Raw genomic sequence first — 24,995 nt, forward strand, 5'->3', positions numbered from 1 at the left:
GAAACATGCAATATATATCGACGCGGGGCGCGGCCCCTGTTCTGGAATTTGAAGCCACCATGCTGACCGGGCTTGCCCGTGACGGCGGGTTATACCTGCCCGAACATGTGCCCCCCATGACACAGGCCGAAATCGCGGCGCTGGCCGGGCTAAGCTATGAGGAACAGGCCTATCTGGTGATGCGCCCGTTTATCGGTGACACGTTCAGCGATGCAGAGTTTCGTGACCTGATTGCGCGTGCCTATGCCGGTTTTGGACAGCCTGCGCGCGCGCCGCTGAAACAGCTTGGGCCCAATCATTTCCTGCTGGAGCTGTTCCACGGCCCGACACTGGCCTTCAAGGATTTCGCCATGCAGCTGATCGGGCAGTTGTTTCAGGCGGCTTTGGCGCGTTCGGGCGAACGGGTGACGATTGTCGGCGCGACTTCGGGTGATACCGGCTCTGCCGCGATAGAGGCATTTCGCGGGCTGGCAAATGTGGATGTGTTTATCCTGTTTCCGTATGGCCGTGTCTCTGACGTGCAGCGCCGCCAGATGACCACGCCGGATGATGCCAATGTCCACGCGCTGGCAATTGATGGTGATTTCGACACCTGTCAGGCGCTGGTCAAGGACATGTTCAACGATTTTGATTTCCGCGATGGCGTGCGCCTCGCAGGGGTGAATTCGATCAACTGGGCGCGGGTTCTGGCGCAGGTGGTCTATTACTTCTCGGCGGCAGTATCGCTGGGCGCGCCGCACCGGCCTGTCAGCTTTACCGTTCCGACAGGCAATTTCGGCGACATTTTCGCGGGCTATATTGCGCGCGCGATGGGGCTGCCCATTGAAAAGCTGATTGTCGCCACAAATCACAACGACATCCTGCACCGCGCGTTGTCCTCGGGGGGCTATGTGACCGATGGGGTCAAGCCCTCGATCAGCCCGTCGATGGATATTCAGGTCAGTTCCAATTTCGAGCGTGCCTTGTTTGATGCCTATGGCCGCGACGGGGCGGCTGTGGCGCAACTGATGGATGAATTGAAGGCAACGGGCGGGTTCCACATTTCGCAAGGTGCGCTGGAATTCCTGCGCGAGGCTTTCGCTTCGGGCCGCGCCTCGGAGGAGGAAACCACTGCCACGATCACCCGTATAGCGCAGCAAACCGGTGAGGTTCTGTGCCCGCATTCGGCGGTGGGCGTGCATGTGGCGGAACAGAACCTGTCGGCCACGCCTATGGTCACGCTGGCCACCGCACACCCGGCCAAATTCCCCGATGCGGTCGAGGCCGCGACCGGCCAGCGCCCGGCCTTGCCCGCGCGTATGGCCGATCTGTTCGACCGGCCAGAGCGTGTAACCCGTCTGCCCAATGATCTGGGCGCGGTGCAGGCACTGATACGCGACAGGATTTCGGTATGAGCGTTCAGATCACCACATTGCCCAACGGGTTCCGCATTGTGACCGAACCCATGCCGGGACTGAATTCTGCTGCGGTCGGTTTGTGGATCGAGGCCGGCGCGCGCCATGAGGCGCCCGAGCAGAATGGCGTTGCCCATTTCCTTGAGCATATGGCTTTCAAGGGCACAGCGCGCCGCAGTGCCTTGCAGATCGCGGAAGAGATTGAGGATGTGGGCGGATACATCAACGCTTATACCTCGCGCGAGATGACGGCTTATTATGCGCGCGTGCTCAAGGCGGATGTGGCGCTTGCCGTCGATGTTCTGGCCGATATCGTGCTGAACCCCGCATTCGAGGCCCGAGAGATCGAGGTGGAGCGCGGCGTTATCTTGCAGGAAATCGGGCAGGCGCTGGATACGCCCGATGACATCATTTTCGATTGGTTGCAGGAAACGGCCTATCCCAGCCAGCCGATTGGACGGTCAATCCTTGGCCCCAGCGCGCAAGTCTCGGGGTTTTCCGAAGGTGATCTGCGTCGCTTTGTGGCCGATCATTACGGTCCGGGGCAAATGATCCTGTCTGCAGCAGGAGCGGTGGACCATGATGCGCTGGTCCGTCTGGCGGAACCGCTTTTCGGGCATATGGTGGCCAAGCCCCCGCAACGGGCAGAGGCTGCACGCTTTCACAATGGTGAGCGGCGCGAGATGCGGGGGCTGGAGCAGGCGCATTTCGCATTGGCCATCGAGGCGCCGGATTACCGGTCGGAATCGTTCTACACCTCGCAAGTCTTTACCGGCGCATTGGGCGGGGGGATGTCGTCGCGCCTGTTCCAGCGCCTGCGCGAGGACCGGGGCCTGTGCTATACGGTATTCGCGCAATCGGGGGCCTATTTCGACACTGGAATGATCACTATCTATGCAGGAACCGGCGGGTCAGAGATCGGCGAATTGGCCGGGTTGACCATAGACGAGATCAGGCGCGCTGCGGAAGATATGAGCGAGGCGGAAGTGTCGCGCGCCCGTGCGCAGATGAAGGCCGGGTTGTTGATGGGGCTGGAAAGCCCTTCGGCGCGGGCTGAACGACTGGCCAAGCTGCTGTCGATCTGGGGGCGCGTGCCGGATATTTCCGAAGCGATTGCCCGCATTGATGCGGTTACGATGCAGGGCGTGCGCGCCCATGCGCAAGACCTGATCCGCGACAGCCGCATGGCGCTGGCGCTCTATGGACCGATTGAGCGCGCGCCACGTCTGCTGCATTTAAGCGAAAGGCTGGCGGCCTGATGCTGGGCCTGCGTGGCAAGCTGCGGATCGAGACTGAACGGCTGATCCTGCGTCTGCCGATGCATAGCGATTACCGCCAATGGGCGGACCTGCGCCGCCAGTCCTCGGGCTTTCTGACCCCGTGGGAGCCGACATGGTCGGATGACCACCTGACGCGCCGTGCGTTCACCAACCGAGTCACCTGGGCAACGCGCTGTTTCAAGACCGACACTGCCCTGCCGCTGTTTTTGCTGCGCCGGGAGGATGACAGGCTTCTGGGGGCGATCACGCTGGACAATATCCGGCGTGGGCCGGCACAGGCGGGCACCTTGGGCTATTGGGTCGGCGCGCCCTATCTGCGGCAGGGCTATATGCGCGAGGCGATCGGCGGCGTTGTGCATCATGCTTTCAAGGTGATGGACCTGTCGCGGATCGAGGCGGCCTGCCTGCCGGAAAATGTTGCATCGCGCGGGGTTCTGGAACGCGCGGGGTTCAAATATGAGGGCGTCGCGCAAAGCTATTTGCAGATTAACGGGCGTTGGCGCAATCATGTCCTTTATGCCAATCTGCGCCATGACAGGCGCGGGCGCACCGATGCGGGGCTGTGAGCGGCACAATCACAGCGCCCACCCGCCCACCCTCGGCACTGTGGCTGCCGCCACAGCACCTTGCGCTGCGATTGCGCCGGTCACAGCCCCGCAGGAAAAGGAGACAGCATGTTGAGGCCATGTGATGCCGCGTTTCTTGAAAGGCTTTCAGCTTCGTTGCCTTCGGACACGCTTGCCGCGCCCGCGCCGCGCTATCTGGAAGAGCCACGTGGCCGCATGACTGGGCAGGCCGGGGCCGTTGCCTTGCCGCGCAATGTCGAAGAGGTTTCCGTGATCCTGCGCGCGTGCCATGAGGCCCATGTGCCGGTCATTGCCTATGGCGGGGGCACCGGGCTGGTGGGGGCGCAGGTGGGGCAGGGCGACATGTTGCCGCTGATTGTGTCGCTGGAGCGGATGAGCGCCATCAGGCAGGTCTATCCCACCGAGAATGTGCTGATTGCAGAGGCCGGGGCCATTCTAGCCGATGTGCAGGCGGGCGCTGAAGACGCGGGGCGGTTGTTTCCCCTGTCGCTGGCATCAGAAGGATCAGCGCGGATAGGCGGGCTGTTGGCGTGCAACGCCGGCGGGGTGAATGTCCTGCGTTATGGCAATGCGCGCGATCTGGTTCTGGGGCTGGAGGTGGTCTTGCCGGACGGGCGCATCTGGCACGGGCTGAACCGTTTGCGCAAGGACAATACAGGCTATGATCTGCGCCATCTGATGATCGGGTCGGAAGGCACGCTTGGGGTCATCACAGCGGCCAGTTTGCGGCTGTTCTCGCGCCCGGTGGTGCAGGGCGCGGCGCTGATGGTGGTCGACAGCCCCGAGGCTGCGCTTCGCCTGCTGGCGCTGGCGCAGGCAAGACTGGGCGAAGGTATTTCGGCCTTTGAGCTGATCGGTGGGATGGGGCTTGTCTTTCTGGCCGAGGCGATGCCGCATCTGCGCCAGCCCTTTGCTGCGGCGCCGGACTGGATGGTGCTGATTGATCTGGGGCTGTCAGCGGATCGCAATGCGACAGATGCGCTGGAGGGGCTGTTTGCTGCGGCACTGGATCAGGGATTGGTCCATGACGGGGTGATTGCCGCAAGCCTTGCGCAGCGCAAGGAATTCTGGAATCTGCGCGAATCCATCCCCGAGGCGAACCGCCATATTGGCGCAATTTCCAGCCACGACATATCGTTGCCGCTATCGGCCATCGCGCCTTTTATCGAGCGTGCAGGGCAGGGCCTTGCGCAGATCGAGGCGCTGCGCGTGAATTGCTTTGGCCATCTGGGCGATGGCAACCTGCATTACAATGTCTTTCCTGCGCCCGGACGTGACCGCGCCAGCTATGAGTCGTTGCGCGACAGGATAAAGACATTTGTGCATGATCTGGTGCACCAGATGGGGGGCTCTATCAGTGCCGAGCATGGGATCGGGCGCATGAAGGCCGCGGATCTGGTGACATATGGCGATCCTGTCAAGCTGGCCGCGATGCGCGCGATCAAGGACGCGCTTGACCCGCATGGGATCATGAACCCCGGTGCCGTGCTAATGCAGCAGGAAATGAAGCGCGAATAACACTGCTGCGCCGCCGAAGATTGTCAGCGTTGCGTTTCTGGTCAGAAAGCTGATCACGACTGTCGCCACAGCGGCCCCAAGGCGCACCGGGTCCAATGTGCCCTCGGTCGCTGTTGGAAACAGGATAAGCGGTGTGATCATGCCCGGCATGACCGCAACCGCCGTGTAGCGCAGATGGCGCAGCACCCATTCCGGAAGGTCGCGATTGCCGATGATGCCCAGAAAGGACAGGCGCAACAGGTAGGAGCCAAGCCCCAGCCCGACAATGATTGTCCAGATTTGTACCGTCGAGAAGCTCATGGCTGGTTCCGCCGCAGGCTGATCCGGCGTTCGACCTCTGCGCCTGCCATCATGGCCAGCAAGGCCGCGACCAGCAATCCAAGATTGAACGGCAGGGCTGCAAATACCAGAACCCCGATAATCGACACCAGTGCCGCAGCGACATGGGCCATGCTGCGCAGCATCGGCACAATCAGCGCAAGAAAGGTGATGGGCACTGCAAAATCTATCGGCAGTCCGGCAGGCACAGCAGTACCAAGGCTGGCACCGGCCCATGTGGCCGCATACCAGACCGGGCAGATCGGCGTGACGACGCCCAGATAATAGGCAAATTTGCCTTGCGGGGTCATGTCCGGGGTGTGTTCATATTTCAGGATCGAGGCGGCATAGGCCTGATCGACCATGAAATAGGACACGACGCCACGTTTCCACCACGAAATCTTGCCCAGATGCGGCGCCAGCGAGGCCGAATACATCGCCATGCGCAGATTCACGGCAAGCGAGGCTGCAAGTACGATCAGCACGGGCGCGTTGTCCACCATCATCTGCACGGCCACGAATTGGGCAGCCCCGGCAATGACCAGAACCGAGAACCCCATCACCTGCGCAAGGTTCAACCCGGCCTCTGTCGCGACCACGCCAAATACTGCGCCGAAGGGCAGGATTACCAGAATGAAAGGGGTGCCATCGCGAAAGCCCTGCCAGAAGTCCTTGGGCAATGTCATGCGCGCCTCCTTGTGGCGGGTCTGGTTCTGCGTGAGGCATGCAATGCCCAACTTGCTGGGCACCGCGCATCTGGCAGCGGTTGTCTGAGTATTTGGAGCAAGAAAATGCCCCAAGATTAGTTCATATGTTCAGGATATGTAACGCCGTGACCGGGCAGGTGCAAGCTGGTGTTTCAGCGCGAAAATACCCCGGAGACGCGGCCCACCAACATGAAGGCGCGCGCTGAACGGGTGTCGGCGAGGGCGGTGATCTGGCTGTCATCTGCATCTTGGGCGAAGGCCGAAAAAACACGGTCGAATTCGCGCAGAAACAGATGCGCATTGGCGCGAAATTCCGGGTCAGCACGCATGCGCGCGGATGTGATTGCCAGACAGGAGCGATCGCGGATGCCGCCCAAAGGCGCGATCATTGCGCCACGCTTGCCTTGTGCGAAGGCGCGCCAGAATTCGGGGCGCGCGCGGTCGGGGCGCAGGTCATCCATATAGATGCCTTCTTGCGCAAGGCGTGTCAGCACATCTTGTGCGGTCCGGATAAGTGGGGCGACGGGCGGGGTCATCAATGCAAGCTGCAAGGAGTCGAAGCCTTTGGAATCACCCTCGTTCTCTGGGAAATTCAGCGCGCGGATCAGATCAGCAGGGGGCAGCGGCGCGTCGTTGAGCGTGGCGTCTTCCTCTAGCGGGAAGGTGGTTTGCGGATCGTGGATTACCGTCGCATCTTTTGGCGCGGCAGATGCGCGGCTGCGCTGGGAGAAGAACATGGTCAGGCGGGTATCCGTTTCTTCCTGCGCTGATCTGAGTTCTTCAAGGCGGCTTTGGGCAAGGGGCGACAGCGCGGCGGCCTCGGCTTCGCGTTGCAAGACCGCGCGGCGCAGTTCGTCAACCGCACCCTGAAGATGGTGGGCTTCGCGGCTGAGAGCGCCGACCGCCGCCGCGACCAGCAGCCCGAATGACACAAAGATGGCGGGCATGAAGCTGGCAAGTGCCAAGGCGGCCAGCGTCAGCGCATCCATTGTCGCAAAATCGGCCATCAGCAAGAAGCCCGCAGCCGCCGCCCCCCAGACCGCGACCGAGAGAACGCGCGCGATGCGCGGCGTCAGCCCATGCGCCTTGCCTCTGTCCGGGGATGCGAGGGAGGGGGCTGGCCGCGGAACGCTCATGTCACTTGTAGGTGATGGACAGAATCTCGTAATTGCGGGCCCCACCGGGGCTGCGCACTTCGACGCTGTCGCCAACATCCTTGCCGATCAGCGCGCGAGCCAGCGGAGATTTTATGTTCAGCAGACCTTTTTCCAGATCTGCCTCTGCCTCGCCCACGATCTGGTAGCTGCGTTCCTCGTCGGTGTCTTCATCCACGAAGCTGACCGTTGCGCCAAATTTCACGGTCCCCGAGAGTTTCGCCGGATCAATTACTTCCGCGCGGGACAGGATGGATTCGAGTTCCTTGATGCGCCCTTCGATGAAGCTCTGCTTTTCGCGGGCAGCATGGTATTCGGCATTTTCTGACAGGTCACCGTGTTCGCGCGCCTCGGCAATGGCGCGAATGATCGCGGGCCGGTCTTCGGACTTGAGCTTGCGCAATTCTGCGTCCAGCATTTGCTGACCTGTTCGGGTCAGGGGCAGTTTTTCCATGTTGTATCCCCTCGCATTATAAAAAAGACCGCCCGCAGCAATGGCCGGGGCCGTCCTTTTGTCACCTCGCATCTGAACCCACCTGACATTGGATTGCAAGAGGAATGCGCGTGCCCGGCTGGCGGGTCAGGATTGCGGCCCTATGTCGCGTGCGAATGCTGCGACGCCGCGTTTGCATTGACCAGGGTTGCGCCGGTGCGCTAGGGGTTACGCGAAAGAATGTGTCCAGTATGACCCGCCACGCGCAAGAACAGGAGTCCCCATGTCCGGCATTGAACGCGAAGCCATGGAATATGATGTTGTCATCGTCGGTGCAGGGCCTGCGGGCCTGTCGGCCGCCATCCGGCTGAAACAGCTAGATGCTGATATGAGTGTCGTGGTGCTGGAGAAAGGGTCCGAAGTTGGCGCGCATATCCTGTCGGGCGCGGTTCTGGACCCTTGCGGGCTGGACGCGCTGATGCCTGATTGGAAAGAGCGTGGCGCGCCGATCAAGGTGCCGGTCAGGAAAGACAATTTCTACATGCTGGGGCAGGCCGGGCAGTTGCGCATTCCCAACTGGCCAATGCCGCCGCTGATGAACAATCACGGCAACTACATCGTCTCGATGGCCAATGTCTGCCGCTGGATGGCGGAACAGGCCGAAGCGCTGGGTGTCGAGATTTTTCCGGGCATGGCCTGTTCGGAACTGGTTTATGAGGGCGAGCGGGTGAAGGGCGTGGTCGCGGGGGAATTCGGCAAGAACCCCGATGGTACCCCCGGCGAAGCGTATGAACCCGGCATGGAACTGCATGGCAAATATGTGTTCTTGTCCGAAGGGGTGCGCGGGTCGCTCTCCAAGGAAGTGATGGCGAAATACGATCTGTCCAAGGGCAAGGAGCCGCAGAAATTCGGCCTTGGCATGAAAGAGATCTGGGAGATTGATCCAGAGAAACACGCCGAAGGAACCGTAACGCATACAATGGGCTGGCCACTTGGTTCAAATGCAGGTGGCGGCAGCTTTATCTATCATGCGGAAAACAATCAGGTCTATCTGGGTGTTGTGGTCCACCTGAACTATGAAAATCCCTATCTGTCGCCCTATCAGGAATTTCAGCGCTTCAAGCACCACCCCATGATTGCTGAACTGCTGAAAGGGGGCAAGCGCGTGGCTTATGGCGCGCGCGCGATCAGCGAGGGCGGCTATCAGTCCATCCCGAAAGTGACCTTTCCGGGGGGCGTTTTGCTGGGCTGTTCGGCCGGGCTGGTGAATGTTCCGCGCATCAAGGGCAACCACAACGCCATGTTGTCGGGCAAGGCCGCTGCCGAAGCCGCGTATAAGGCAATCAAGGACGGGCGCGCGGGCGATGAGTTGGGCGATTATGAAACGGTTTTACGCACGGGCCCCATTGGGCGCGACCTGAAAAAGGTGCGCAATGTCAAGCCGATCTGGTCGAAATGGGGCTTGGCCTCTTCGCTGGGGCTGGGTGGTCTGGACATGTGGACAAATACGCTGGGCTTTTCACTGTTCGGCACACTTGGCCATAACAAGGGCGATGCGGCCGCAACGGGCGAAGCGAAGAAACATGCCCCCATCGACTACCCCAAACCCGATGGCGTGCTGTCCTTTGACCGGCTGACGAATGTGGCCTATTCCTTTACCAACCACGAAGAGAACCAGCCTGCGCATCTGACATTGAAGGATGCGTCTATCCCGATCGCGGTCAACCTGCCAAAATATGCTGAACCCGCGCAGCGCTACTGTCCTGCCGGCGTTTATGAAGTGGTGTCTGAAGAGGGGAAAGACCCGCGCTTTGTCATCAACTTTCAGAATTGCGTGCATTGCAAGACTTGCGACATCAAGGACCCAAGCCAGAATATCCACTGGGTCACGCCGCAGGGTGGGGATGGGCCAAACTACCCGAACATGTAAAACGCGTGACGATTGGGTGAGATTGCGCCATTGTGGTTGTGTTTCGGTGCCAATGCGATTGCCACCGGGGTGTGTGCGGCCTAGTGTTAGGGGGAAACCCAAACTGACGGAGCGGATGCCTCGTGAAACTGTGTAGCCCATTCGTGCAAATTGTCGCTATTGCGGGGATCTGCCTGCCTGTCGCATTTCATCCGGCTGCGGCAGAAGACGGGGCTAGCCTTCAGCCGGGGCTTGCATCGGCGTTTCTGACCGGGCGCATTGCGGTCGCTTCTGATGATTTTGCGCGCATAGCGCATAGTTATGATCTGGCACTGGACGCCGACCCGGAGAATGAGACATTTCGCGAGTTGGCGCTACAGGGCCGGTTGCTGAGTGGCGATTTTGATCGTGCGGCGGAATTGGCAGCGCAGGCCGCTGCCACTGGCGCCTTGTCTCAGGTCGCGGCGGTCATTTTGCAGGCCGATGAGTTCAAGCGTTCGGATTATTCCGCTGTGGTCGAACAATTGCGCGAGGGGCGGCGTTCCGGCCCCTTGACGGATGCGATGGGGGTTGCCTGGGCTGAATTGGGCAAAGGCAGTATGTCCGACGCGATTGAAGCATTTGAAGCAGCGATCACGGAGCGGGCGGAACTGGCCCCCTTTGCATTGTATCAGAAGGCTTTGGCACATGCTTTTGTCGGCGATATGGAACGCGCGGCAGAGATTTTGTCTGGCGAAGCTGGACCCGAGGTCAGCTTGTCGCGGCGCGGGGTTCTGGCGCAACTGGCAATCATGTCGCAACTGGGTCAGTTCGAACAGGCACTTGAGCTTGCTGAAAATGTCTTCGGCGGCACGCCCGACGACGATGTTGCCCTGTTGATCCGCGCGCTTGAAGAAGAGGCGCCGATTCCCTTCACCACGGTTACGTCTGCGCGTGATGGTATGGCCGAGGTCTATTTCACCTTGGCCAGTGCCCTTGTCGGAGAGCGGGGCGATTGGCTGCCGATCATATACGGGCAACTGGCGCTTGCGCTGCGGCCCGATCATGGCGATGCAATTCTGTTGACTGGGCAATTGCTGGAGCGGTCCGGCCAATATGAACTGGCTGACCAGACCTACCAGCTGATGCCCGAAGACAATCCGCAATATCTGGGCGCAGAACTGGGTCGCGCCAATGCGCTGTATCAGTCAGGGCAAGTTGATGAAGCGGTCGAAAGTCTGGTTGCACTCAGCGAGATCCGCCCTGATTCTGTTCTTGTTCACAGTTCACTGGGCGACATGCTGCGCCGTGAAGAGCGTTATGACGAGGCCGCAGCCGCCTATACGCGCGCCATTGATCTGATTGACGAAGTCGAGGCCCGGCACTGGGTTTTGTTATACACCCGGGCCATCGCATACGAACGCATGGGGGAATGGGATCTGGCAGAGCCGGAATTCCGCCGTGTGCTGGAATTTGTCCCGGATGAGCCGCAGGTGCTGAATTATCTGGGGTATTCGCTGATTGAGCAGCGTCGCAATCTGGATGAGGCCCTCGACATGATCGAACGCGCCGTCGAGGGAGAGCCGGATAGCGGCTATATCACCGACTCGCTTGGCTGGGCCTATTACAGGTTGGGCCGCTATGAAGAGGCGGTGCCAGTGATGGAACGCGCGGTCGAGTTGCTGCCACGTGATCCGATCCTGAATGACCATCTGGGGGATGTGTATTGGGCTGTCGGGCGCAAGCGCGAAGCGCGCTTTCAGTGGCGCCGCGCCCTGTCTTTTGCGCCCCATCCTGATCTTGACGTCGATCTGGTGCGTCGCAAGCTCGAAGTGGGCAAAGAGCCTGCGCTAGAAGAGTTTGACATTTCGCAATGATCGCGTCGGAACTTGCCCCGGCCAAGATCAATCTGACCTTGCATGTCACGGGACGACGTAGTGACGGCTATCACCTGCTGGATTCACTGGTTGTCTTTACCACGATAGGCGACAGGCTGACGGCGCGCAAATTGCAGGGGTTGTCCTTGTCCATCACCGGGCCGGAAAGCGCGGGGCTGGGCGCAGGGGCGGATAATCTGGTGCTGCGCGCCGCCCGGCTGATCGGTGCCAGTGATCTGGCGCTGACACTGGAGAAATGCTTGCCTCTGGCCTCCGGGATTGGCGGCGGGTCGTCTGATGCGGCTGCCTGCTTGCGCCTTGTTGCGCGCCTTAGCGGGTTGGCACTGCCCGCGCCGCGCGCTGTGCTGGGGCTGGGGGCGGATGTGCCGGTCTGCCTGACACCGCAAACATGCCGGATGCAAGGGATCGGAGAGGCCGTGACCCCTGTGCCAGAACTGCCGCCTGTGTGGTTGGTTCTGGTCAATCCACGCGTCGAAGTGCCAACCCCACAGGTATTTCGCGCGCTCGCGCAGCGCGAAAATGCACCGATGCCAGCGGTCTTGCCAAAATGGCGAGAAGCTGGCGATCTGTTCGAATTTCTGGCCGCGCAGCGCAATGATCTGCAAGAACCGGCATGTCAGATTGCACCGCAGATCACGCAGGTTTTGCAAGCGCTTGCCCAGACCAAAGGCTGCGCCCTGTCGCGCATGTCCGGGTCTGGTGCAACCTGTTTCGGGCTGTACGCTTCACAGCTTGAGGCAGAGCGTGCCGCAGCATCACTGAAAGCCGCAGCGCCCGGCTGGTGGGTTGTTGCGACCGGGTTGGCAGCGGCTCAATAAAGCCGCGCAACCACGTAATCGGCCAGATCTGACAGCATGTCGCGCAGGTCATGTTCCGGCATCAGCGCAATCGCGTCTTTCGCACGGTCGGCCCATGCCAGCGCTTCAAGCCGCGTGCTTTCCAACGTGCCATGCTTGGCCATCAGCGCGCAGGCATGTTCGAAATCGCCATCATTCTGCACGCCTTTCCCAATGACCCGCGCCCAGAATTCACGCTCTTCGCCCGTGGCCTGCGAGATGGCGCGGATGACGGGCAATGTGACCTTCCGCTCGCGGAAATCATCCCCGATATTCTTGCCAATTCCGTCGCCCGCGCCGCCATAGTCAAGGTAATCGTCCACAATCTGGAAACTGATTCCCAGCGCATCGCCGTATTGAAACAGGGCCTGAACATGGTCTTCGGGTGCCCCTGCCAAGACTGCGCCAGCTTCGGTTGCGGCGGAAAACAATGCGGCGGTCTTGCCCCGGATCACGCGCAGATACTGGTCTTCGGTTGTCGCAATATTCTGTGCAGTGCTGAGTTGCAGCACTTCCCCTTCGGCAATCGTGGCCGAAGCGTTGGACAAAATGTCCAGAACCCGTAGCGACCCGCATTCCACCATCAGCTGAAACGCTCGCGCGAACAGATAATCGCCGACCAGAACCGAGGATTTGTTGTCCCACAGTAGATTGGCGGTCGCGCGCCCGCGCCGCTGCTGGCTTTCATCGACCACATCATCGTGCAACAGGGTTGCGGTATGAATAAATTCGACAGTGGCGGCCAGATGGTGATGGCGCGCACCCTGATAGTTGCACAGATGCGTTGCAGCCAGAACCAGCATGGGCCGGATTCGCTTGCCACCTGCCTCTATCAGATGTGCGGTGACTTCGGGGATTCGCGGTGCATGTTCCGAGGCCATGCGCGCACGGATCAGGGCATTGACCTGTTCCAGATCATTACCCAGATACGCAGCCAGGCGTTCATGTGGTGCTTGGGTCAAAAGCTGCGTGTCCATGTTGCATTGCGTCCTGTCTCGACAAACCGTTGTGGGAAGACATAGGGTGACGGCATGAAAGAGTTACTCCGAACCACCGACCCGACGATCATTCCCTTCGCCACGGCCATACTTCAGGGCGAGGGTATAGAGGTGTTTGATATCGACGTCCATATGCACACGCTGGAATCAACCTTGGGCATGATGCCGCGCCGACTATTGGTCCGGCGTGAAGATCATTTCATGGCTGTATCCATCCTGCGCGACAATGGCATCCCCTTGCATGACTGAACCGGGCCTGACGCGGGATGCTTTCCTTGATGGCAAGGTGATCGCATGGCAGCCGCGCGAAGGCTACCGCGCGGCGACTGATCCGGTGTTTCTGGCGGCCAGTGTGCCCGCGAGGGCCGGTCAGAGCGTTCTGGAACTGGGCTGTGGTGTGGGCGTGGCGTCTTTGTGTCTGGCTGCGCGCGTGCCGGGGCTGGATTGCACAGGGCTGGAGGTGCAGGCCGAATATGCAGCCCTCGCACGGAACAATGCCGCCGAGAATGGCGCGGCGTTGACGGTGGTCGAAGCCGATCTGGAAGCGTTGCCGACTGACTTGCGCGCGCGCCGGTTTGACCATGTTATCGCCAACCCGCCCTATTACGCCGCCCAAGGCCCTTCGGCGCGGGATGCGGGCCGTGACAAGGCGTTGCGCGAGGACACCCCGCTTGCGCGCTGGATCGACACGGCGCTGCGGCGCACGCGTGATGGCGGCCATATTACCATGATCCATCTGACCGAACGGTTGCCCGAGTTGCTGGCCGGGTTTGCGGGCCGGGCGTCTTGTATTGTGCTGCCCTTGGCGGCGCGCGCGCAGCGCCCTGCGCGGCGCATTATTGTGCAGGCCCGCAAGGGGGCGCGCGCGCCCTTCGTGCTGTTGGCGCCATTGGTGATTCATCAGGGCGACGTGCATCTGGGGGACGGAGATTTTTTCACCGATAGCGCGCGCGCTGTTTTGCGCGATTGCGCGGCAATGGACCTGCGCGACATGGCGCTGGGCTGATTTCGTTATTCGGCAAATTGCTTTTTGTTTCTGCGACAGCTTGCGGCGGCTCGTCGACGCTTTGAAGGGCTGCAGTATGCGACACATCCGCCGTTCAGGTGCTCTCAGCAGCGCGGAATCAAGGCGCAAAGCGCCGCCGCGCATCGCCGGGCCGCCCCCACGGCACGGCGATTGGGCTGCTACCAGCGCATAGATTTGATCTTTCGCGGATTTGGCCAGCATAAAGCGCTACAGAGTATACCGTGGATCGCCGCACCACGGCCCGACGCTGCGTGGCTTGGCACCCAGCCCTACCATCCAGAACATCCTCCAAGTGATCATCGCGCATCTTGGTTCAGATGGTGCGGCCCCTTGCCCTTGCCGCCTGACCATTGCATAGAAAGCCGATGGCCAGACAACTCGATTATTCCACGATCCGCGAGATATTTCGTCGCTTTCACGCAGCGGACCCAGAGCCGAAGGGCGAGCTGGAACATGTCAATGTTTATACATTGGTCGTCGCAGTGGCGCTGTCAGCGCAGGCGACAGATGCGGGTGTGAACAAGGCCACACGCGCGCTGTTCCAGATTGCAGACACCCCGGAAAAGATGCTGGCACTTGGCGAGGATGGCCTGATCGCGCATATTAAGACGATTGGCCTGTTTCGCAACAAGGCCAAGAATGTCATCAAGCTTAGCCGTATTCTGGTGGAACAATATGGCGGCGAGGTGCCGTCAAGCCGGGCCGCGCTGCAATCTTTGCCGGGGGTCGGGCGCAAGACGGCCAATGTTGTTCTGAACATGTGGTGGCGGATGCCCGCGCAGGCTGTCGATACGCATATTTTTCGCGTGGGCAACCGTACCGGCATTTGTCCGGGCCGCGATGTCGATGCAGTCGAGCGCGCGATTGAAGACCACATTCCCGCCGAATACCAGCTTCACGCCCATCACTGGCTGATCCTGCATGGCCGCTACACCTGCAAGGCGCGCAAGCCTGCCTGTGCGGCCTGCCTGATCCGCGATTTATGCCAATACGAGGACAAAACCCTATGAAGACCTATGATATTGCCGGTATTGGCAATGCGATTGTGGACGTTATCACAACAGTGGATGACCGGTTTCTGGACCGGATGGATATTCACAAGGGGATCATGCAGCTGATCGAACGCACGCGCGCAGAAACATTGTATGACGCGATGCAGGACCGTGCACAGGCATCTGGCGGGTCTGTCGCCAATACCTTGGCGGGCGCTGGTAAGCTGGGCTTGAAGGCGGCCTTTGTCGGGCGGGTGAATGATGATGATCTTGGCCGCTTTTATGCGGCTGATACGGGCGCGTCAGGCGCGCGCTTCGTCAATCCGCCAGTTGCGGGTGGGGAATTGCCAACCTCGCGCAGCATGATCTTTGTCTCGCCGGATGGTGAGCGGTCGATGAACACCTATCTGGGCATCTCTGCCGAACTTGGCCCGGATGATGTGGACGAGGCGGTGATGGCAGATAGCGAAATTGTCTTTCTGGAAGGCTATCTGTTCGACAAGGACAAGGGCAAGGACGCGTTTCTGAAAGCGGCGCGGGCGTGTCGCGGGGCAGGGGGCAAGGCCGGAATCGCGCTGTCTGATCCGTTCTGCGTGGACCGTCACCGCACAGATTTCCGCGATCTGGTCGCCCATCACATGGATTACGTGATCGGAAATGAACAGGAATGGATGTCGCTTTATCAGGCAAATGATCTTGATGATGCACTGGCGCAGGCGGTGCAGGATTGCGGGCTGGTCGTCTGCACCCGCTCGGGTGACCCGGTCTGGATACTGGCGCAAGGGCGGAAGCTGGAAATTCCGGTCACGCGCACAGTGCCGGTGGATGCAACCGGGGCCGGTGACCAGTTTGCCGCCGGGTTCCTGTTTGGCCTTGCCACAGGGCGCGATCTGGAAACGGCGGGGCGTATGGGGGTCATTGCCGCGTCAGAGGTGATCAGCCATCTTGGCGCGCGGCCCAAGACCAACCTGCGCGGGGCCTTTCAACGGGCGGGGCTGATTGCGGCCTGAATTTTCTTGTATGACGGGCATCTCTGCGGCAGGCTGAGGGCAGCTTTGCCAGAGGAGAAACCATGAAAAACCTGCTTTCTGCTGCCGCCATCGCCTGCCTTGCGGGATTGCCTGCCCATGCCGACCCGTTCATCGAGGCGTTGGAAACAGCGATCGAGGCCTATCAGGACGGTGATTTTCAGTTTGCCGAGGATGAACTGGCGCAGGCGCAGCGCCTGCTGGGCGAAATGAAGGCGCAGGGGCTTGCGAATTTCCTGCCGCCCGCCCCCGAGGGCTGGACGCGCGAAATCGACACCGAAGGCGGGCAGATGCTGGGGTTCATGGGCGGTGGCACAATGGCCAAGGCCGTCTATTCCGGCGATGCTGGCCGGTTTGAACTCAGCCTGATGGCCGATAACCCGATGGTCGCACAGCTTGGCATGATGCTGGGCAGTTCGACCATGATCGCGCAGATGGGCGGGCAGGTCGAACGCATCAACCGCGTGCGGTTCCTGCGCGAGGATCAAAGCCTGAAAGCCATCGTCGCCAACCGGATTCTGGTTCAAGCCGAAGGCGTGGATGCAGAACTTATGATCCCGCTGCTGGAACAGATTGATTTTCGCGCAATGGAAAATTTCTAGGCCACTCCTAAAGCCCGCGCCCGCGACGGTATGCCCGCACTGGCGGCGCTTGCAATGCCGGATGATGCCGCCCATATGATGGTCGCGACAGCGCGGAATCTGGATGGAGAGCGTTTATGGGGTATATGAAGACAGCCATGCTGATGGCCGCAATGACCGCCTTGTTCATGGGGGTTGGCTATCTGTTGGGGGGCGGCGCGGGCCTGCTGATCGCCTTTGCCGTCGCGGCGGGCATGAATGCCTATGCGTACTGGAATTCTGACAAGGCGGTGTTGCGCATGCATAATGCGCAGGAATGCAACAGTCAGGTCCACCCGGATTTGCAGCGCATGGTGCACCAACTCGCCGATGATGCGGGTATGCCGCATCCGCGCGTTTATGTGATAGATCAGGACCAGCCCAACGCCTTTGCCACGGGCCGCAACCCCGAAAACGCCGCTGTGGCCGCAACGACCGGCTTGTTGCGGCGTATGTCGCGCGAAGAAGTGGCGGCTGTGATGGCGCATGAACTGGCGCATATCCGCAATTACGACACGCTGATCATGACAGTCACGGCAACTTTCGCCGGTGCAATTTCGATGCTGGCAAATTTCGCGCTGTTCTTTCGCGGGGGCCGCAATCAGGGCGCAGGCGGGGCGATTGCTGCTATTGCCGTCATGATCCTTGCGCCACTTGCTGCCGCTGTGGTGCAAATGGCGATTTCACGCTCGCGCGAGTATGAGGCGGACCGGGTGGGGGCCGAGATTTGTGGCAACCCGCTCTGGCTGGCCGCTGCGCTGGAAAAGATACAGGGCTTTGCCTCGCGCATCGATTACGACAAGGCCGAAGAAAACCCGCAGACCGCGCATATGTTCATCATCAACCCTTTGCATGTGCACAAGCGGGACAAGCTGTTTTCAACGCATCCGAATACTGAAAACCGGATTGCAGCCTTGATGCGGTTGGCGCAGGACAGTGGCATTCGCTCGTCTATGCCCGCACGCAACCAGAACCCGTGGGGTTAACGCGGGGCAAGCGGCACGCGGCCTGAGTCAGTCAGAACCCAGACCTGCCTGTGTTCGATAACAATGGCCGTCAGCGGGCCGCCATACCCGGCGCGGCTGTCGATGTTCACGCGGTTGCGGTAATGGGTTGGCGCATGGATGGCTGTGTGACCGTGCACAACAAGCTGCCCGTGATCGCGCGTGTCCATCAGGAACGGGTCACGGATCCAGACCAGATCCTGCTCGTCTTGCTGTGCCAAGGGCACGCCGGGCCGGATTCCGGCATGGACATGCAGCACGTCCGCGTGACTATGGTAGAGCGGCAGGTTTTGCAGGAATGCAATATCTTCTGGCGCGATGACGTCCAGCACCTGTTCCCGCGCGCGTTTGATATGAAACGCGGTGGGGCGAAACAGCCCGTAGGACATCAGTGTTTCGGCACCGCCAATCGCAGGGTGCAGATAGGTGACACCTGCGCGCATATGTGGATCGTGCCAGCCGGGGTCGGTCAGGAATTTTTCGAACAACCGGTCATGATTGCCCTTCAGCACGACCCAAGGCGCACCGCCTTGCTGACCTTTGCGCAGATATGTGACGACACCCGCACTGTCCGGCCCCCTGTCCACCAGATCGCCCAGATGAATGATGGGCGCATCCGGGTCACCGCAGCGCTTCTGGTCGGCCTCGATCCAGCGATGGGCCTGCTGCAACAAGGCAAGCTGCCCGTGAATGTCGCCAATTGCATAACTGCGCATGAAACCCTCTGTTCTGTTTGCGCGAACACAATCAGGCAGCGCGCCCCGGGTCAAGACCGGGGCGCGTCTGTTTTAGGCTACATCAAACACAAGCGGGCGCACTTGCTGGAACAAGCCGGTTGCGCGCAGCTTTTCCAGCACCGCTTCGGGGGCCGGCGCGTCCAGATACAGAAGCGCGATTGCATCCTTGCCCGCCTCGGACCGGCCCAAGGTGAAGTTGGCGATGTTGACGCTGTTTTCGCCCATCGTCTGACCCAGCGTGCCGATGATGCCGGGCGTGTCTTCATTCGTGGTGTACAGCATGTGTTGGCCCACCTCGGCGTCGATGGTGATGCCCTTGATCTGGATGAAGCGCGGCTTGCCATCCGAGAAGACAGTGCCTGCAATCGACCGCTCGCGCGTGTCGGTGACCACGGTCAGTTTGATATAGGCGTCAAACACCCCCGATTTCGCTTGTGTCGTTGTCGAAATCTGGACGCCGCGTTCTTTTGCGACCACGGGGGCAGACACCATGTTCACATCGGGGTTGGTGGCCTTCATGATGCCTGCGATCACGCCGCAGCCCAGCGCGTCAAGGTTCATTTCCGCGACCTTGCCATCATAGAGGATATTGATGGCCTTGATCGGTTCATCCGTCATCTGGCCTGCAAATGCGCCCAGATGTGCGGCCAGTTTCAGCCACGGCCCCATGATCCGCGCTTCCTCGGCAGTGACTGATGGCATGTTGAGCGCGTTTTGCACGGCGCCCGACAGCAGGTAATCCGACATTTGCTCGGCAACCTGCAAGGCAACATTTTCCTGCGCCTCGGTGGTGGATGCGCCCAGATGCGGGGTGACGACCACATTTGGCAGGCCGAAAAGCGGGCTTTCAGTGGCGGGTTCAACGGCGAACACATCCAAGGCGGCGCCTGCGACATGGCCGGATTTCAGCGCTTCGGCCAGCGCATCTTCGTCGATCAGACCACCGCGTGCACAATTGACGATCCGTACGCCTTTTTTCGTCTTGGCCAGATTTTCCGCCGAGAGGATGTTGCGCGTTTTGTCGGTCAGCGGCACATGCAGGGTGATGAAATCGGCCCGCGCCAGAAGTGTGTCCAGATCGACCTTGGTGACGCCCAGTTTGGTCGCGCGCTCTTCGCTCAGGAACGGGTCATAGGCCACGACCTTCATCTTCAGCCCCAGCGCACGGTCGCAGACAATACCGCCGATATTGCCAGCCCCGATCACACCCAGCGTCTTGGCCGTCAACTCAACCCCCATGAAGCGCGACTTTTCCCATTTACCTGCATGGGTCGAGGCATTGGCTTCGGGGATCTGGCGCGCCACGGCCATCATCAGCGAGATGGCATGTTCTGCGGTCGTTACCGAATTGCCGAAAGGCGTGTTCATCACGATCACCCCTTTTTTCGACGCGGCGGGAATATCGACATTGTCCACGCCAATGCCCGCGCGGCCCACGACTTTCAGGTTGGTGGCGGCTTCGAGGATCTTTTCGGTCACCTTGGTGGCCGACCGGATGGCAAGCCCGTCATATTGCCCGATCACTTCGCGCAGCTTGTCTTTGTCCTTGCCAATGGACGGGTCAAAGGTGACATCAATTCCGCGATCGCGGAAAATTTGAACGGCGGTTTCAGAGAGTTTGTCGGATACGAGAACTTTGGGTGCCATTGATGTGGCTCCTTGAATGAAAGACTTGGGGAAAAGGGGCGGGGGTGGCCCGCCACTGAAGGGTGTTCAGGCTGCGTCAGCGAGTGCCGCGCGCTCGGCATGATAGCCCCAGTCCAGCCAGGGCATCAGCGCTGCGATATCCGCAGTCTCGACCGTGGCCCCGCACCAGATGCGCAGGCCCGCGGGCGCATCGCGATATGCGCCAATGTCCAATGCGACACCTTCCGCCTCAAGCCGTTTTGCAACGGCCTTGGCAAACGCTGCGCCATCGGCAATGCCGGGGTCTGTGAATTTCAGGCAAACGCTGGTGGTGGAGGCTGTGGCCGGGTCTTCGGCCAGATTGGCGATCCAGTCATGTGTCGCGCAGAACTGCGCGATCACATCGGCATTGGCATCGCACCGCGCGATAAGCGCTGGCAGTCCGCCAATCTCGCGCGCCCAATCCAGCGCGACAAGGTAATCTTCCACCGCCAGCATGGACGGGGTGTTGATCGTCTCACCCTTGAAAATTCCCTCGATCAGCTTGCCGCCTTTGGTCATGCGGAAAATCTTGGGCAGGGGCCAGGGCGGGGTGTAGTTTTCCAGCCGTTCCACTGCGCGCGGTGACAGGATCAGCATGCCATGCGCCGCTTCGCCGCCCATCACCTTTTGCCAGGAAAAGGTCACCACATCCAGTTTGTCCCAGGGCAGGTCCATCGCGAAGGCCGCCGATGTGGCGTCGCAGATGGTCAGGCCCGCGCGGTCATCCGGGATCATGTCGCCATTGGGCATACGCACGCCCGATGTGGTGCCATTCCATGTGAAGACAACATCCGTGTCATAGTCGATGCTGGCCATATCGACGATCTGGCCATAATCGGCGGTCTTTACCTCGGCATCAAGTCTCAGTTGTTTCACCGCATCCGTGACCCAGCCTGCGCCAAAGCTCTCCCATGCAACCATTGTGGTCTTGCGCGCACCCAAGAGCGACCACATCGCCATTTCCACGGCACCCGTGTCGGATGCCGGCACAATGCCGATGCGATAGTCTGCGGGCACGCCCAGAATTTCGCGTGTTCCGTCTATTGCGGCTTTCAGTTTCGCTTTGCCCACAGCGGCACGGTGCGAGCGGCCAAGGGGCGCATCAGCAAGCTTTGCCAATTCAAATGTGGGGATTTTGGCGCAAGGGCCAGAAGAAAAGCGCGGATTGGCCGGGCGCTTTGCCGGTTGAGCAGGTATAGACATGGTATCCTTCCAGATAAATGCCCTTCGTTGGGGAAGGGTGTCCCAACACCGCGTCTACGGCGCAATCCGGACTGGCACAAGATGGAAAATTGCACTAGAGCGCCGCTTGAGCGTGCAAAAACGACGCAGCCTGTTCACCATAGGAAACTTGCCCGGACCCGTGCCCATGTATGTCGCCACCCTGCTGACCAACCCCGCCACACCGAAGCTGGACGCCACCACTGTCGAGGCGCTGCGCAATGCCTGGGGCGGAGGGGAGGCCATTTGGCTGAACCCCGGTGTCGCGGCCGAATTCTCCCTGGCGGCCATGCCGGGCAACCTGTGGGCGGTCTGGCAGGACTTGCAGCCGCTGGGCATTGATCTGGCGGTTCAGGCGGCAGATGGGCGGCGCAAGCAAATGTTGCTGGCGGATATGGACAGCACCATGATCGGGCAGGAATGTATTGATGAACTGGCCGATGAGGCGGGTGTCGGGGCCTATGTCGCAGGGATCACCGCGCGCGCGATGAATGGCGAGTTGGATTTTGAAGATGCTTTGCGCGAACGCGTGGCGCTGCTGAAAGGGCTGGATGCCAGCGTGATTGCCAAGGTTCTGGAAACGCGAATCACCTTCACCCCCGGCGGGCGCGAATTGATTGCCACCATGAAAGCCAATGGCGGATATGCCGCGCTGGTTTCGGGCGGATTTACGGCCTTTACCACACATGTCGCGCAGGCGCTGGGGTTCGACCTGCACCGCGCCAACACGCTGCATATTGAGGCAGGCAAATTGACCGGCACCGTGGCAGAGCCGATTCTGGGGCGCGAGGCCAAGGTAGATGCGCTGAACACGATCAGTGCAGAGCTTGGGCTTGGCCCGGCCAATGTGATGGCGGTAGGCGATGGGGCGAATGATCTGGGCATGCTGTCGCGCGCAGGCGCCGGTGTTGCCCTGCACGCCAAACCCAGTGTCGCGGCGCAGTGTGACTTGCGGATCAATCATGGTGATCTCAGTGCGCTGTTGTATCTGCAAGGCTATGGGGTGAATGAATTCTGCGCATAAGCGTGAACATGTGAAGTTTTTTGCTCTGCCTTCTGGCAGTGCGCCTTTGACTGTGGCATTCTTCGCCCAGTGTCTGGCACAAGCGGCCAAATCTGGCGCGACAGGGGAAGAAACATGCCAATAAAGAACCGATTTTCTGAAATGCTGCCTGAAATCACCGCCTGGCGGCAGGATTTTCATGCCCACCCCGAATTGTTGTTTGACTGTCATCGCACTGCGGGAATCGTTGCTGAAAAGCTGCGTGAATTCGGCTGTGATGACGTGGTCGAGGGTATCGGGCGCACGGGCGTCGTGGGTGTAATCCACGGCAAGAAAACCGCATCAGGCCGCGTGGTTGGTTTGCGCGCAGATATGGATGCGCTGCCAATCCATGAGGCGACCGGGGTCGCGCATGCCTCGAAAGAGGCGGGCAAGATGCATGCTTGCGGCCATGACGGGCACACGGCCATGCTGTTGGGCGCAGCGAAATATCTGGCAGAGACACGCAATTTCGATGGCACGGTTGTCGTCATCTTCCAGCCCGCCGAAGAGGGCGGCGGCGGCGGCGACGAGATGTGCCGGGATGGAATGATGGAGCAGTTCGGCATTCAGGAAGTCTATGGAATGCACAATTGGCCAGGCACGCCAGCCGGTGAATTCGCGATCCGTCCGGGCGCGTTTTTCGCAGCGACCGACCAGTTCGAAATTGCAGTCGAGGGGCGCGGGGGCCATGCTGCGAAGCCGCATCAATGCGTTGATACAACCGTTGCTGCTGCACATCTGGTCGTCGCGATGCAAAGCATCGTCAGCCGCAATGCCGACCCGACGATGGAAATAGTGGTATCAGTCACCTCTTTCGTGACCGAGTCGCAGGCTTTCAATGTCATTCCCCAGCATGTGACGCTGCGCGGCACTGTGCGCACGCTCAGCCAGGAAATGCGCGATCTGGCAGAGGTGCGGATCAAGGCGCTGGCCGAACATACCGCGGCTGCATTCGGGGCCAAGGCGCATGTGGATTACCGGCGCGGTTATCCGGTCATGGTCAATTCCGAAACAGAAACGGAACACGCCGCAGCGGCCGCGCGTGCAGTATCAGGCCAATGTGCCAGCGCGCCGCTGGTCATGGGCGGCGAGGATTTTGCCTATATGCTACAGGAACGTCCAGGTGCTTATATTCTTGTCGGGAATGGTGACACCGCCGATGTGCACAACCCGGCCTATGACTTCAATGACTCGGTCATTCCCGCCGGATGCAGCTTCTGGGTGGAATTGGCAGAGCAGCGCATGCCCGCCGCCTGATAATCGATCCAACAATAAAAAAAAGCCCCGGATTTTCCGGGGCTTTTTCTATGCTATTTCGCGTCGATCAGGGGCATGCTGCCTCGTAATAGGTGCCGTCACCGCGCGCATAGGCACAGCGGCCAGTGCGGGTGTTCTGCGCCAGCAATGTCCCTGCTGCAGCGCCAGCAACCGTTGTCAGAATGGTCCAGTTCGTGTTGGCACCAAGCAGGTTACCTACAGCCAGACCACCTGCTGCGCCCGCAACGCCGCCAACCACGCTGCGTTCTGTCTGGGTCATCTGACACCCTGCTAGGGTCAGCGCCGCGGCAAGTACGGTAATGGGGAAAAGCTTTCTCATGTTCACTCCTTTCGGGCTAGGCCCATCTCCTCTATGGCCCCACATTAACAGATTCTTGCCGTCTGTCACATCTTGTTCGGATCATGGGCGAATTCTCTCCTATGCCAAGCTGATGATTTGGCGAAAGATTGCTGCAATCACAGCGCCCTCGGGTCGGGGTTTGGGCATCATATATCCAGCAGCGCAGACGGGTGGATGGCGATGTGATAAGCGATTTACTGAAGCGCTACGTCTATATGAAAGGATGTGCTGCGTTCGCTAAGCGACACATAGCACCCTTGCGCGGCAATCTCTGCGCCTGTCACGGCAAAATGGACTTTGGCTGACGTCATCTCGCCAATCGCGCCACCATTTCCCAGCGCTTCCCAGAGAGTGTCTTCTATCCGCATACGTTGCGAGTGGGCAACAAGCTGCACGCCGGTTGGGGTTGTGCTTATCTCTATCTCGCCGCCCCAGGGAATTGTTGATTCCAGACACATCAGCAACAGGAAAACCAGTTTGACCTGTTTCCGCGACAGTTCGGAGTCACAGGCCCATATGACTTTGTGTTTCTGATGCGCTTGCAAGGCATCCAGAATGGATACAACCTCGGCGCGCGATATCGACTGTCCGGAAGATACGGTGCCAAAGGCGATGCGGTAATATCGCAACCGGGCATTCGCATTCTCTGTGCTTTCCGCGACCAGTGACAGCTCTGCCCCTTGTCCTTGTGGCGAGAGTTGCATCAACTCGAGGCCGTTGCCAATTGCACCAAGCGGGCTGACCAGATCATGGCAAATCCGGGATGCGACCATCGCAGCCAAGTTAGGAATTGTGTTTCCAGTTTGCTCTGTGAAGCGCGCGGCGTTAAAAGTGGCACTATGAGCCATCATCTACTAATTCCCGGAATGCTTGTGCGCCATCCCCAGTATCCAGAATGGGGGATTGGGCAGGTTCAATCATGTATTGGCGAAATGGTTACGGTCAGTTTTGTCGAAATGGGTAAACAGGTAATTAACGGGTCGAAAATCTCACTTGTTATTGTTCATAACGACGAGGCGTAGAT

At 60.1% G+C, this 24,995-nt stretch carries 26 protein-coding genes; 16 read left to right on the top strand and 10 right to left on the bottom strand.

Annotation, left to right across the window (positions count from 1 at the left end; all coding sequences use genetic code 11):
* Nucleotides 1-5 precede the first annotated feature (5 nt).
* The 4 genes from thrC (at nt 6) to EV660_RS04150 (ending at nt 4,779) form a co-directional block, all read left to right on the top strand.
* The gene (gene thrC / locus EV660_RS04135; RefSeq protein ID WP_071481284.1) at nt 6-1,394 is read left to right on the top strand and encodes a threonine synthase; all 1,389 of its coding nucleotides are present in this window, start codon (nt 6-8) and stop codon (nt 1,392-1,394) included.
* Nucleotides 1,391-2,653, top strand: coding sequence for a M16 family metallopeptidase (locus EV660_RS04140; RefSeq protein ID WP_071481283.1), 1,263 nt, complete (start codon nt 1,391-1,393; stop codon nt 2,651-2,653). The genes thrC and EV660_RS04140 overlap by 4 nt, the downstream gene beginning before the upstream one ends.
* A complete protein-coding gene (locus tag EV660_RS04145) occupies nt 2,653-3,240 on the top strand; it encodes a GNAT family N-acetyltransferase (protein WP_071481282.1) in 588 nt (195 codons plus the stop codon). The genes EV660_RS04140 and EV660_RS04145 overlap by 1 nt, the downstream gene beginning before the upstream one ends.
* A gap of 108 nt (nt 3,241-3,348) precedes the next feature.
* Entirely contained in the window at nt 3,349-4,779 is a 1,431-nt protein-coding gene (locus tag EV660_RS04150; RefSeq protein ID WP_071481281.1) for an FAD-binding oxidoreductase, read from the top strand.
* On the opposite strand, the gene EV660_RS04155 is transcribed toward EV660_RS04150, so the two are convergent.
* From EV660_RS04155 to greA, 4 genes are all read right to left on the bottom strand, one after another.
* Complete coding sequence (locus tag EV660_RS04155) at nt 4,750-5,079, bottom strand: AzlD domain-containing protein (RefSeq protein ID WP_071481280.1); 330 nt, start codon at nt 5,077-5,079, stop codon at nt 4,750-4,752. The genes EV660_RS04150 and EV660_RS04155 overlap by 30 nt on opposite strands.
* A complete protein-coding gene (locus tag EV660_RS04160) occupies nt 5,076-5,783 on the bottom strand; it encodes an AzlC family ABC transporter permease (protein WP_071482216.1) in 708 nt (235 codons plus the stop codon). The genes EV660_RS04155 and EV660_RS04160 overlap by 4 nt, the downstream gene beginning before the upstream one ends.
* Before the next feature lie 173 nt (nt 5,784-5,956).
* A complete protein-coding gene (locus tag EV660_RS04165; protein ID WP_071481279.1) occupies nt 5,957-6,940 on the bottom strand; it encodes a hypothetical protein in 984 nt (327 codons plus the stop codon).
* A 1-nt stretch (nt 6,941) separates the two neighbouring features.
* Entirely contained in the window at nt 6,942-7,412 is a 471-nt protein-coding gene (gene greA / locus EV660_RS04170; protein WP_071481278.1) for a transcription elongation factor GreA, read from the bottom strand.
* Between the two features lie 262 nt (nt 7,413-7,674).
* Between greA and EV660_RS04175 the strand changes: the two genes are divergently transcribed.
* From EV660_RS04175 to EV660_RS04185, 3 genes are all read left to right on the top strand, one after another.
* On the top strand, nt 7,675-9,321 hold the full coding sequence (locus tag EV660_RS04175) for an electron transfer flavoprotein-ubiquinone oxidoreductase (protein WP_071481277.1): 1,647 nt from the start codon (nt 7,675-7,677) through the stop codon (nt 9,319-9,321).
* Nucleotides 9,322-9,443: 122 nt separating this feature from the next.
* Nucleotides 9,444-11,156, top strand: a complete 1,713-nt coding sequence (locus EV660_RS04180) for a tetratricopeptide repeat protein (protein ID WP_134013844.1) — start codon at nt 9,444-9,446, stop codon at nt 11,154-11,156.
* On the top strand, nt 11,156-11,995 hold the full coding sequence (locus tag EV660_RS04185) for a 4-(cytidine 5'-diphospho)-2-C-methyl-D-erythritol kinase (protein ID WP_375781708.1): 840 nt from the start codon (nt 11,156-11,158) through the stop codon (nt 11,993-11,995). Before EV660_RS04180 ends, EV660_RS04185 begins: the two co-directional genes overlap by 1 nt.
* On the opposite strand, the gene EV660_RS04190 is transcribed toward EV660_RS04185, so the two are convergent.
* Nucleotides 11,989-12,990 carry a polyprenyl synthetase family protein gene (locus EV660_RS04190; RefSeq protein ID WP_071481274.1) on the bottom strand — a complete coding sequence of 334 codons (1,002 nt, stop codon included), beginning with the start codon at nt 12,988-12,990 and terminating at the stop codon, nt 11,989-11,991. The genes EV660_RS04185 and EV660_RS04190 overlap by 7 nt on opposite strands.
* A gap of 54 nt (nt 12,991-13,044) precedes the next feature.
* On the opposite strand from EV660_RS04190, the gene EV660_RS04195 reads away from it, so the two are divergent.
* The 6 genes from EV660_RS04195 (at nt 13,045) to htpX (ending at nt 17,664) form a co-directional block, all read left to right on the top strand.
* Entirely contained in the window at nt 13,045-13,260 is a 216-nt protein-coding gene (locus tag EV660_RS04195) for a putative signal transducing protein (RefSeq protein ID WP_071481273.1), read from the top strand.
* On the top strand, nt 13,253-14,017 hold the full coding sequence (locus EV660_RS04200; protein ID WP_071481272.1) for a tRNA1(Val) (adenine(37)-N6)-methyltransferase: 765 nt from the start codon (nt 13,253-13,255) through the stop codon (nt 14,015-14,017). Before EV660_RS04195 ends, EV660_RS04200 begins: the two co-directional genes overlap by 8 nt.
* A gap of 386 nt (nt 14,018-14,403) precedes the next feature.
* On the top strand, nt 14,404-15,048 hold the full coding sequence (gene nth, locus EV660_RS04205) for an endonuclease III (RefSeq protein WP_071481271.1): 645 nt from the start codon (nt 14,404-14,406) through the stop codon (nt 15,046-15,048).
* On the top strand, nt 15,045-16,040 hold the full coding sequence (locus tag EV660_RS04210) for an adenosine kinase (RefSeq protein WP_071481270.1): 996 nt from the start codon (nt 15,045-15,047) through the stop codon (nt 16,038-16,040). The genes nth and EV660_RS04210 overlap by 4 nt, the downstream gene beginning before the upstream one ends.
* Nucleotides 16,041-16,102: 62 nt before the next feature.
* Nucleotides 16,103-16,660, top strand: coding sequence for a hypothetical protein (locus EV660_RS04215; protein WP_071481269.1), 558 nt, complete (start codon nt 16,103-16,105; stop codon nt 16,658-16,660).
* Between the two features lie 116 nt (nt 16,661-16,776).
* Nucleotides 16,777-17,664 (top strand): zinc metalloprotease HtpX, encoded by an 888-nt coding sequence (htpX, locus tag EV660_RS04220; RefSeq protein ID WP_071481268.1) that lies wholly within the window; start codon nt 16,777-16,779, stop codon nt 17,662-17,664.
* Here htpX and EV660_RS04225 read toward each other — a convergent pair.
* The 3 genes from EV660_RS04225 to EV660_RS04235 form a co-directional block, all read right to left on the bottom strand.
* Nucleotides 17,661-18,398: a metallophosphoesterase gene (locus EV660_RS04225; RefSeq protein ID WP_071482215.1), complete on the bottom strand. Its 738-nt coding sequence runs from the start codon at nt 18,396-18,398 to the stop codon at nt 17,661-17,663. The genes htpX and EV660_RS04225 overlap by 4 nt on opposite strands.
* Nucleotides 18,399-18,470: 72 nt before the next feature.
* Nucleotides 18,471-20,066, bottom strand: a complete 1,596-nt coding sequence (gene serA / locus EV660_RS04230; RefSeq protein WP_071481267.1) for a phosphoglycerate dehydrogenase — start codon at nt 20,064-20,066, stop codon at nt 18,471-18,473.
* A gap of 66 nt (nt 20,067-20,132) precedes the next feature.
* On the bottom strand, nt 20,133-21,290 hold the full coding sequence (locus tag EV660_RS04235; RefSeq protein WP_071481266.1) for a phosphoserine transaminase: 1,158 nt from the start codon (nt 21,288-21,290) through the stop codon (nt 20,133-20,135).
* Nucleotides 21,291-21,456: 166 nt separating this feature from the next.
* Here EV660_RS04235 and serB point away from each other — a divergent pair, with 166 nt between their 5' ends.
* Both serB and EV660_RS04245 read left to right on the top strand, forming a co-directional pair.
* Entirely contained in the window at nt 21,457-22,332 is an 876-nt protein-coding gene (serB, locus tag EV660_RS04240) for a phosphoserine phosphatase SerB (RefSeq protein WP_071481265.1), read from the top strand.
* A gap of 114 nt (nt 22,333-22,446) precedes the next feature.
* Nucleotides 22,447-23,610, top strand: coding sequence for a M20 aminoacylase family protein (locus EV660_RS04245; protein WP_100319181.1), 1,164 nt, complete (start codon nt 22,447-22,449; stop codon nt 23,608-23,610).
* Nucleotides 23,611-23,677: 67 nt separating this feature from the next.
* Here EV660_RS04245 and EV660_RS04250 read toward each other — a convergent pair whose 3' ends face one another.
* Both EV660_RS04250 and EV660_RS04255 read right to left on the bottom strand, forming a co-directional pair.
* Nucleotides 23,678-23,950, bottom strand: coding sequence for a glycine zipper 2TM domain-containing protein (locus tag EV660_RS04250; protein WP_071481264.1), 273 nt, complete (start codon nt 23,948-23,950; stop codon nt 23,678-23,680).
* Nucleotides 23,951-24,165: 215 nt separating this feature from the next.
* Nucleotides 24,166-24,744, bottom strand: a complete 579-nt coding sequence (locus tag EV660_RS04255; RefSeq protein WP_168800666.1) for a histidine phosphotransferase family protein — start codon at nt 24,742-24,744, stop codon at nt 24,166-24,168.
* Nucleotides 24,745-24,837: 93 nt separating this feature from the next.
* Here EV660_RS04255 and EV660_RS04260 point away from each other — a divergent pair, with 93 nt between their 5' ends.
* Nucleotides 24,838-24,993, top strand: coding sequence for a DUF3553 domain-containing protein (locus EV660_RS04260; protein ID WP_342773508.1), 156 nt, complete (start codon nt 24,838-24,840; stop codon nt 24,991-24,993).
* Nucleotides 24,994-24,995 lie beyond the last annotated feature (2 nt).

This window comes from Roseinatronobacter bogoriensis DSM 18756 (genome assembly GCF_004366635.1).
Lineage (GTDB): Bacteria > Pseudomonadota > Alphaproteobacteria > Rhodobacterales > Rhodobacteraceae > Roseinatronobacter > Roseinatronobacter bogoriensis.

What these genes read in the sequence shown, in the direction of transcription:
- thrC (WP_071481284.1), top strand. Translation starts at nt 6, where the DNA reads ATGCAATATATATCGACGCGGGGCGCGGCCCCTGTTCTGGAATTTGAA.
- EV660_RS04140 (WP_071481283.1), top strand. Translation starts at nt 1,391, where the DNA reads ATGAGCGTTCAGATCACCACATTGCCCAACGGGTTCCGCATTGTGACC.
- EV660_RS04145 (WP_071481282.1), top strand. Translation starts at nt 2,653, where the DNA reads ATGCTGGGCCTGCGTGGCAAGCTGCGGATCGAGACTGAACGGCTGATC.
- EV660_RS04150 (WP_071481281.1), top strand. Translation starts at nt 3,349, where the DNA reads ATGTTGAGGCCATGTGATGCCGCGTTTCTTGAAAGGCTTTCAGCTTCG.
- EV660_RS04155 (WP_071481280.1), bottom strand. Translation starts at nt 5,079, where the DNA reads ATGAGCTTCTCGACGGTACAAATCTGGACAATCATTGTCGGGCTGGGG.
- EV660_RS04160 (WP_071482216.1), bottom strand. Translation starts at nt 5,783, where the DNA reads ATGACATTGCCCAAGGACTTCTGGCAGGGCTTTCGCGATGGCACCCCT.
- EV660_RS04165 (WP_071481279.1), bottom strand. Translation starts at nt 6,940, where the DNA reads ATGAGCGTTCCGCGGCCAGCCCCCTCCCTCGCATCCCCGGACAGAGGC.
- greA (WP_071481278.1), bottom strand. Translation starts at nt 7,412, where the DNA reads ATGGAAAAACTGCCCCTGACCCGAACAGGTCAGCAAATGCTGGACGCA.
- EV660_RS04175 (WP_071481277.1), top strand. Translation starts at nt 7,675, where the DNA reads ATGTCCGGCATTGAACGCGAAGCCATGGAATATGATGTTGTCATCGTC.
- EV660_RS04190 (WP_071481274.1), bottom strand. Translation starts at nt 12,990, where the DNA reads ATGGACACGCAGCTTTTGACCCAAGCACCACATGAACGCCTGGCTGCG.
- EV660_RS04195 (WP_071481273.1), top strand. Translation starts at nt 13,045, where the DNA reads ATGAAAGAGTTACTCCGAACCACCGACCCGACGATCATTCCCTTCGCC.
- EV660_RS04200 (WP_071481272.1), top strand. Translation starts at nt 13,253, where the DNA reads ATGACTGAACCGGGCCTGACGCGGGATGCTTTCCTTGATGGCAAGGTG.
- nth (WP_071481271.1), top strand. Translation starts at nt 14,404, where the DNA reads ATGGCCAGACAACTCGATTATTCCACGATCCGCGAGATATTTCGTCGC.
- EV660_RS04210 (WP_071481270.1), top strand. Translation starts at nt 15,045, where the DNA reads ATGAAGACCTATGATATTGCCGGTATTGGCAATGCGATTGTGGACGTT.
- EV660_RS04215 (WP_071481269.1), top strand. Translation starts at nt 16,103, where the DNA reads ATGAAAAACCTGCTTTCTGCTGCCGCCATCGCCTGCCTTGCGGGATTG.
- htpX (WP_071481268.1), top strand. Translation starts at nt 16,777, where the DNA reads ATGGGGTATATGAAGACAGCCATGCTGATGGCCGCAATGACCGCCTTG.
- EV660_RS04225 (WP_071482215.1), bottom strand. Translation starts at nt 18,398, where the DNA reads ATGCGCAGTTATGCAATTGGCGACATTCACGGGCAGCTTGCCTTGTTG.
- serA (WP_071481267.1), bottom strand. Translation starts at nt 20,066, where the DNA reads ATGGCACCCAAAGTTCTCGTATCCGACAAACTCTCTGAAACCGCCGTT.
- EV660_RS04235 (WP_071481266.1), bottom strand. Translation starts at nt 21,290, where the DNA reads ATGTCTATACCTGCTCAACCGGCAAAGCGCCCGGCCAATCCGCGCTTT.
- serB (WP_071481265.1), top strand. Translation starts at nt 21,457, where the DNA reads ATGTATGTCGCCACCCTGCTGACCAACCCCGCCACACCGAAGCTGGAC.
- EV660_RS04245 (WP_100319181.1), top strand. Translation starts at nt 22,447, where the DNA reads ATGCCAATAAAGAACCGATTTTCTGAAATGCTGCCTGAAATCACCGCC.
- EV660_RS04250 (WP_071481264.1), bottom strand. Translation starts at nt 23,950, where the DNA reads ATGAGAAAGCTTTTCCCCATTACCGTACTTGCCGCGGCGCTGACCCTA.
- EV660_RS04255 (WP_168800666.1), bottom strand. Translation starts at nt 24,744, where the DNA reads ATGGTCGCATCCCGGATTTGCCATGATCTGGTCAGCCCGCTTGGTGCA.
- EV660_RS04260 (WP_342773508.1), top strand. Translation starts at nt 24,838, where the DNA reads ATGCTTGTGCGCCATCCCCAGTATCCAGAATGGGGGATTGGGCAGGTT.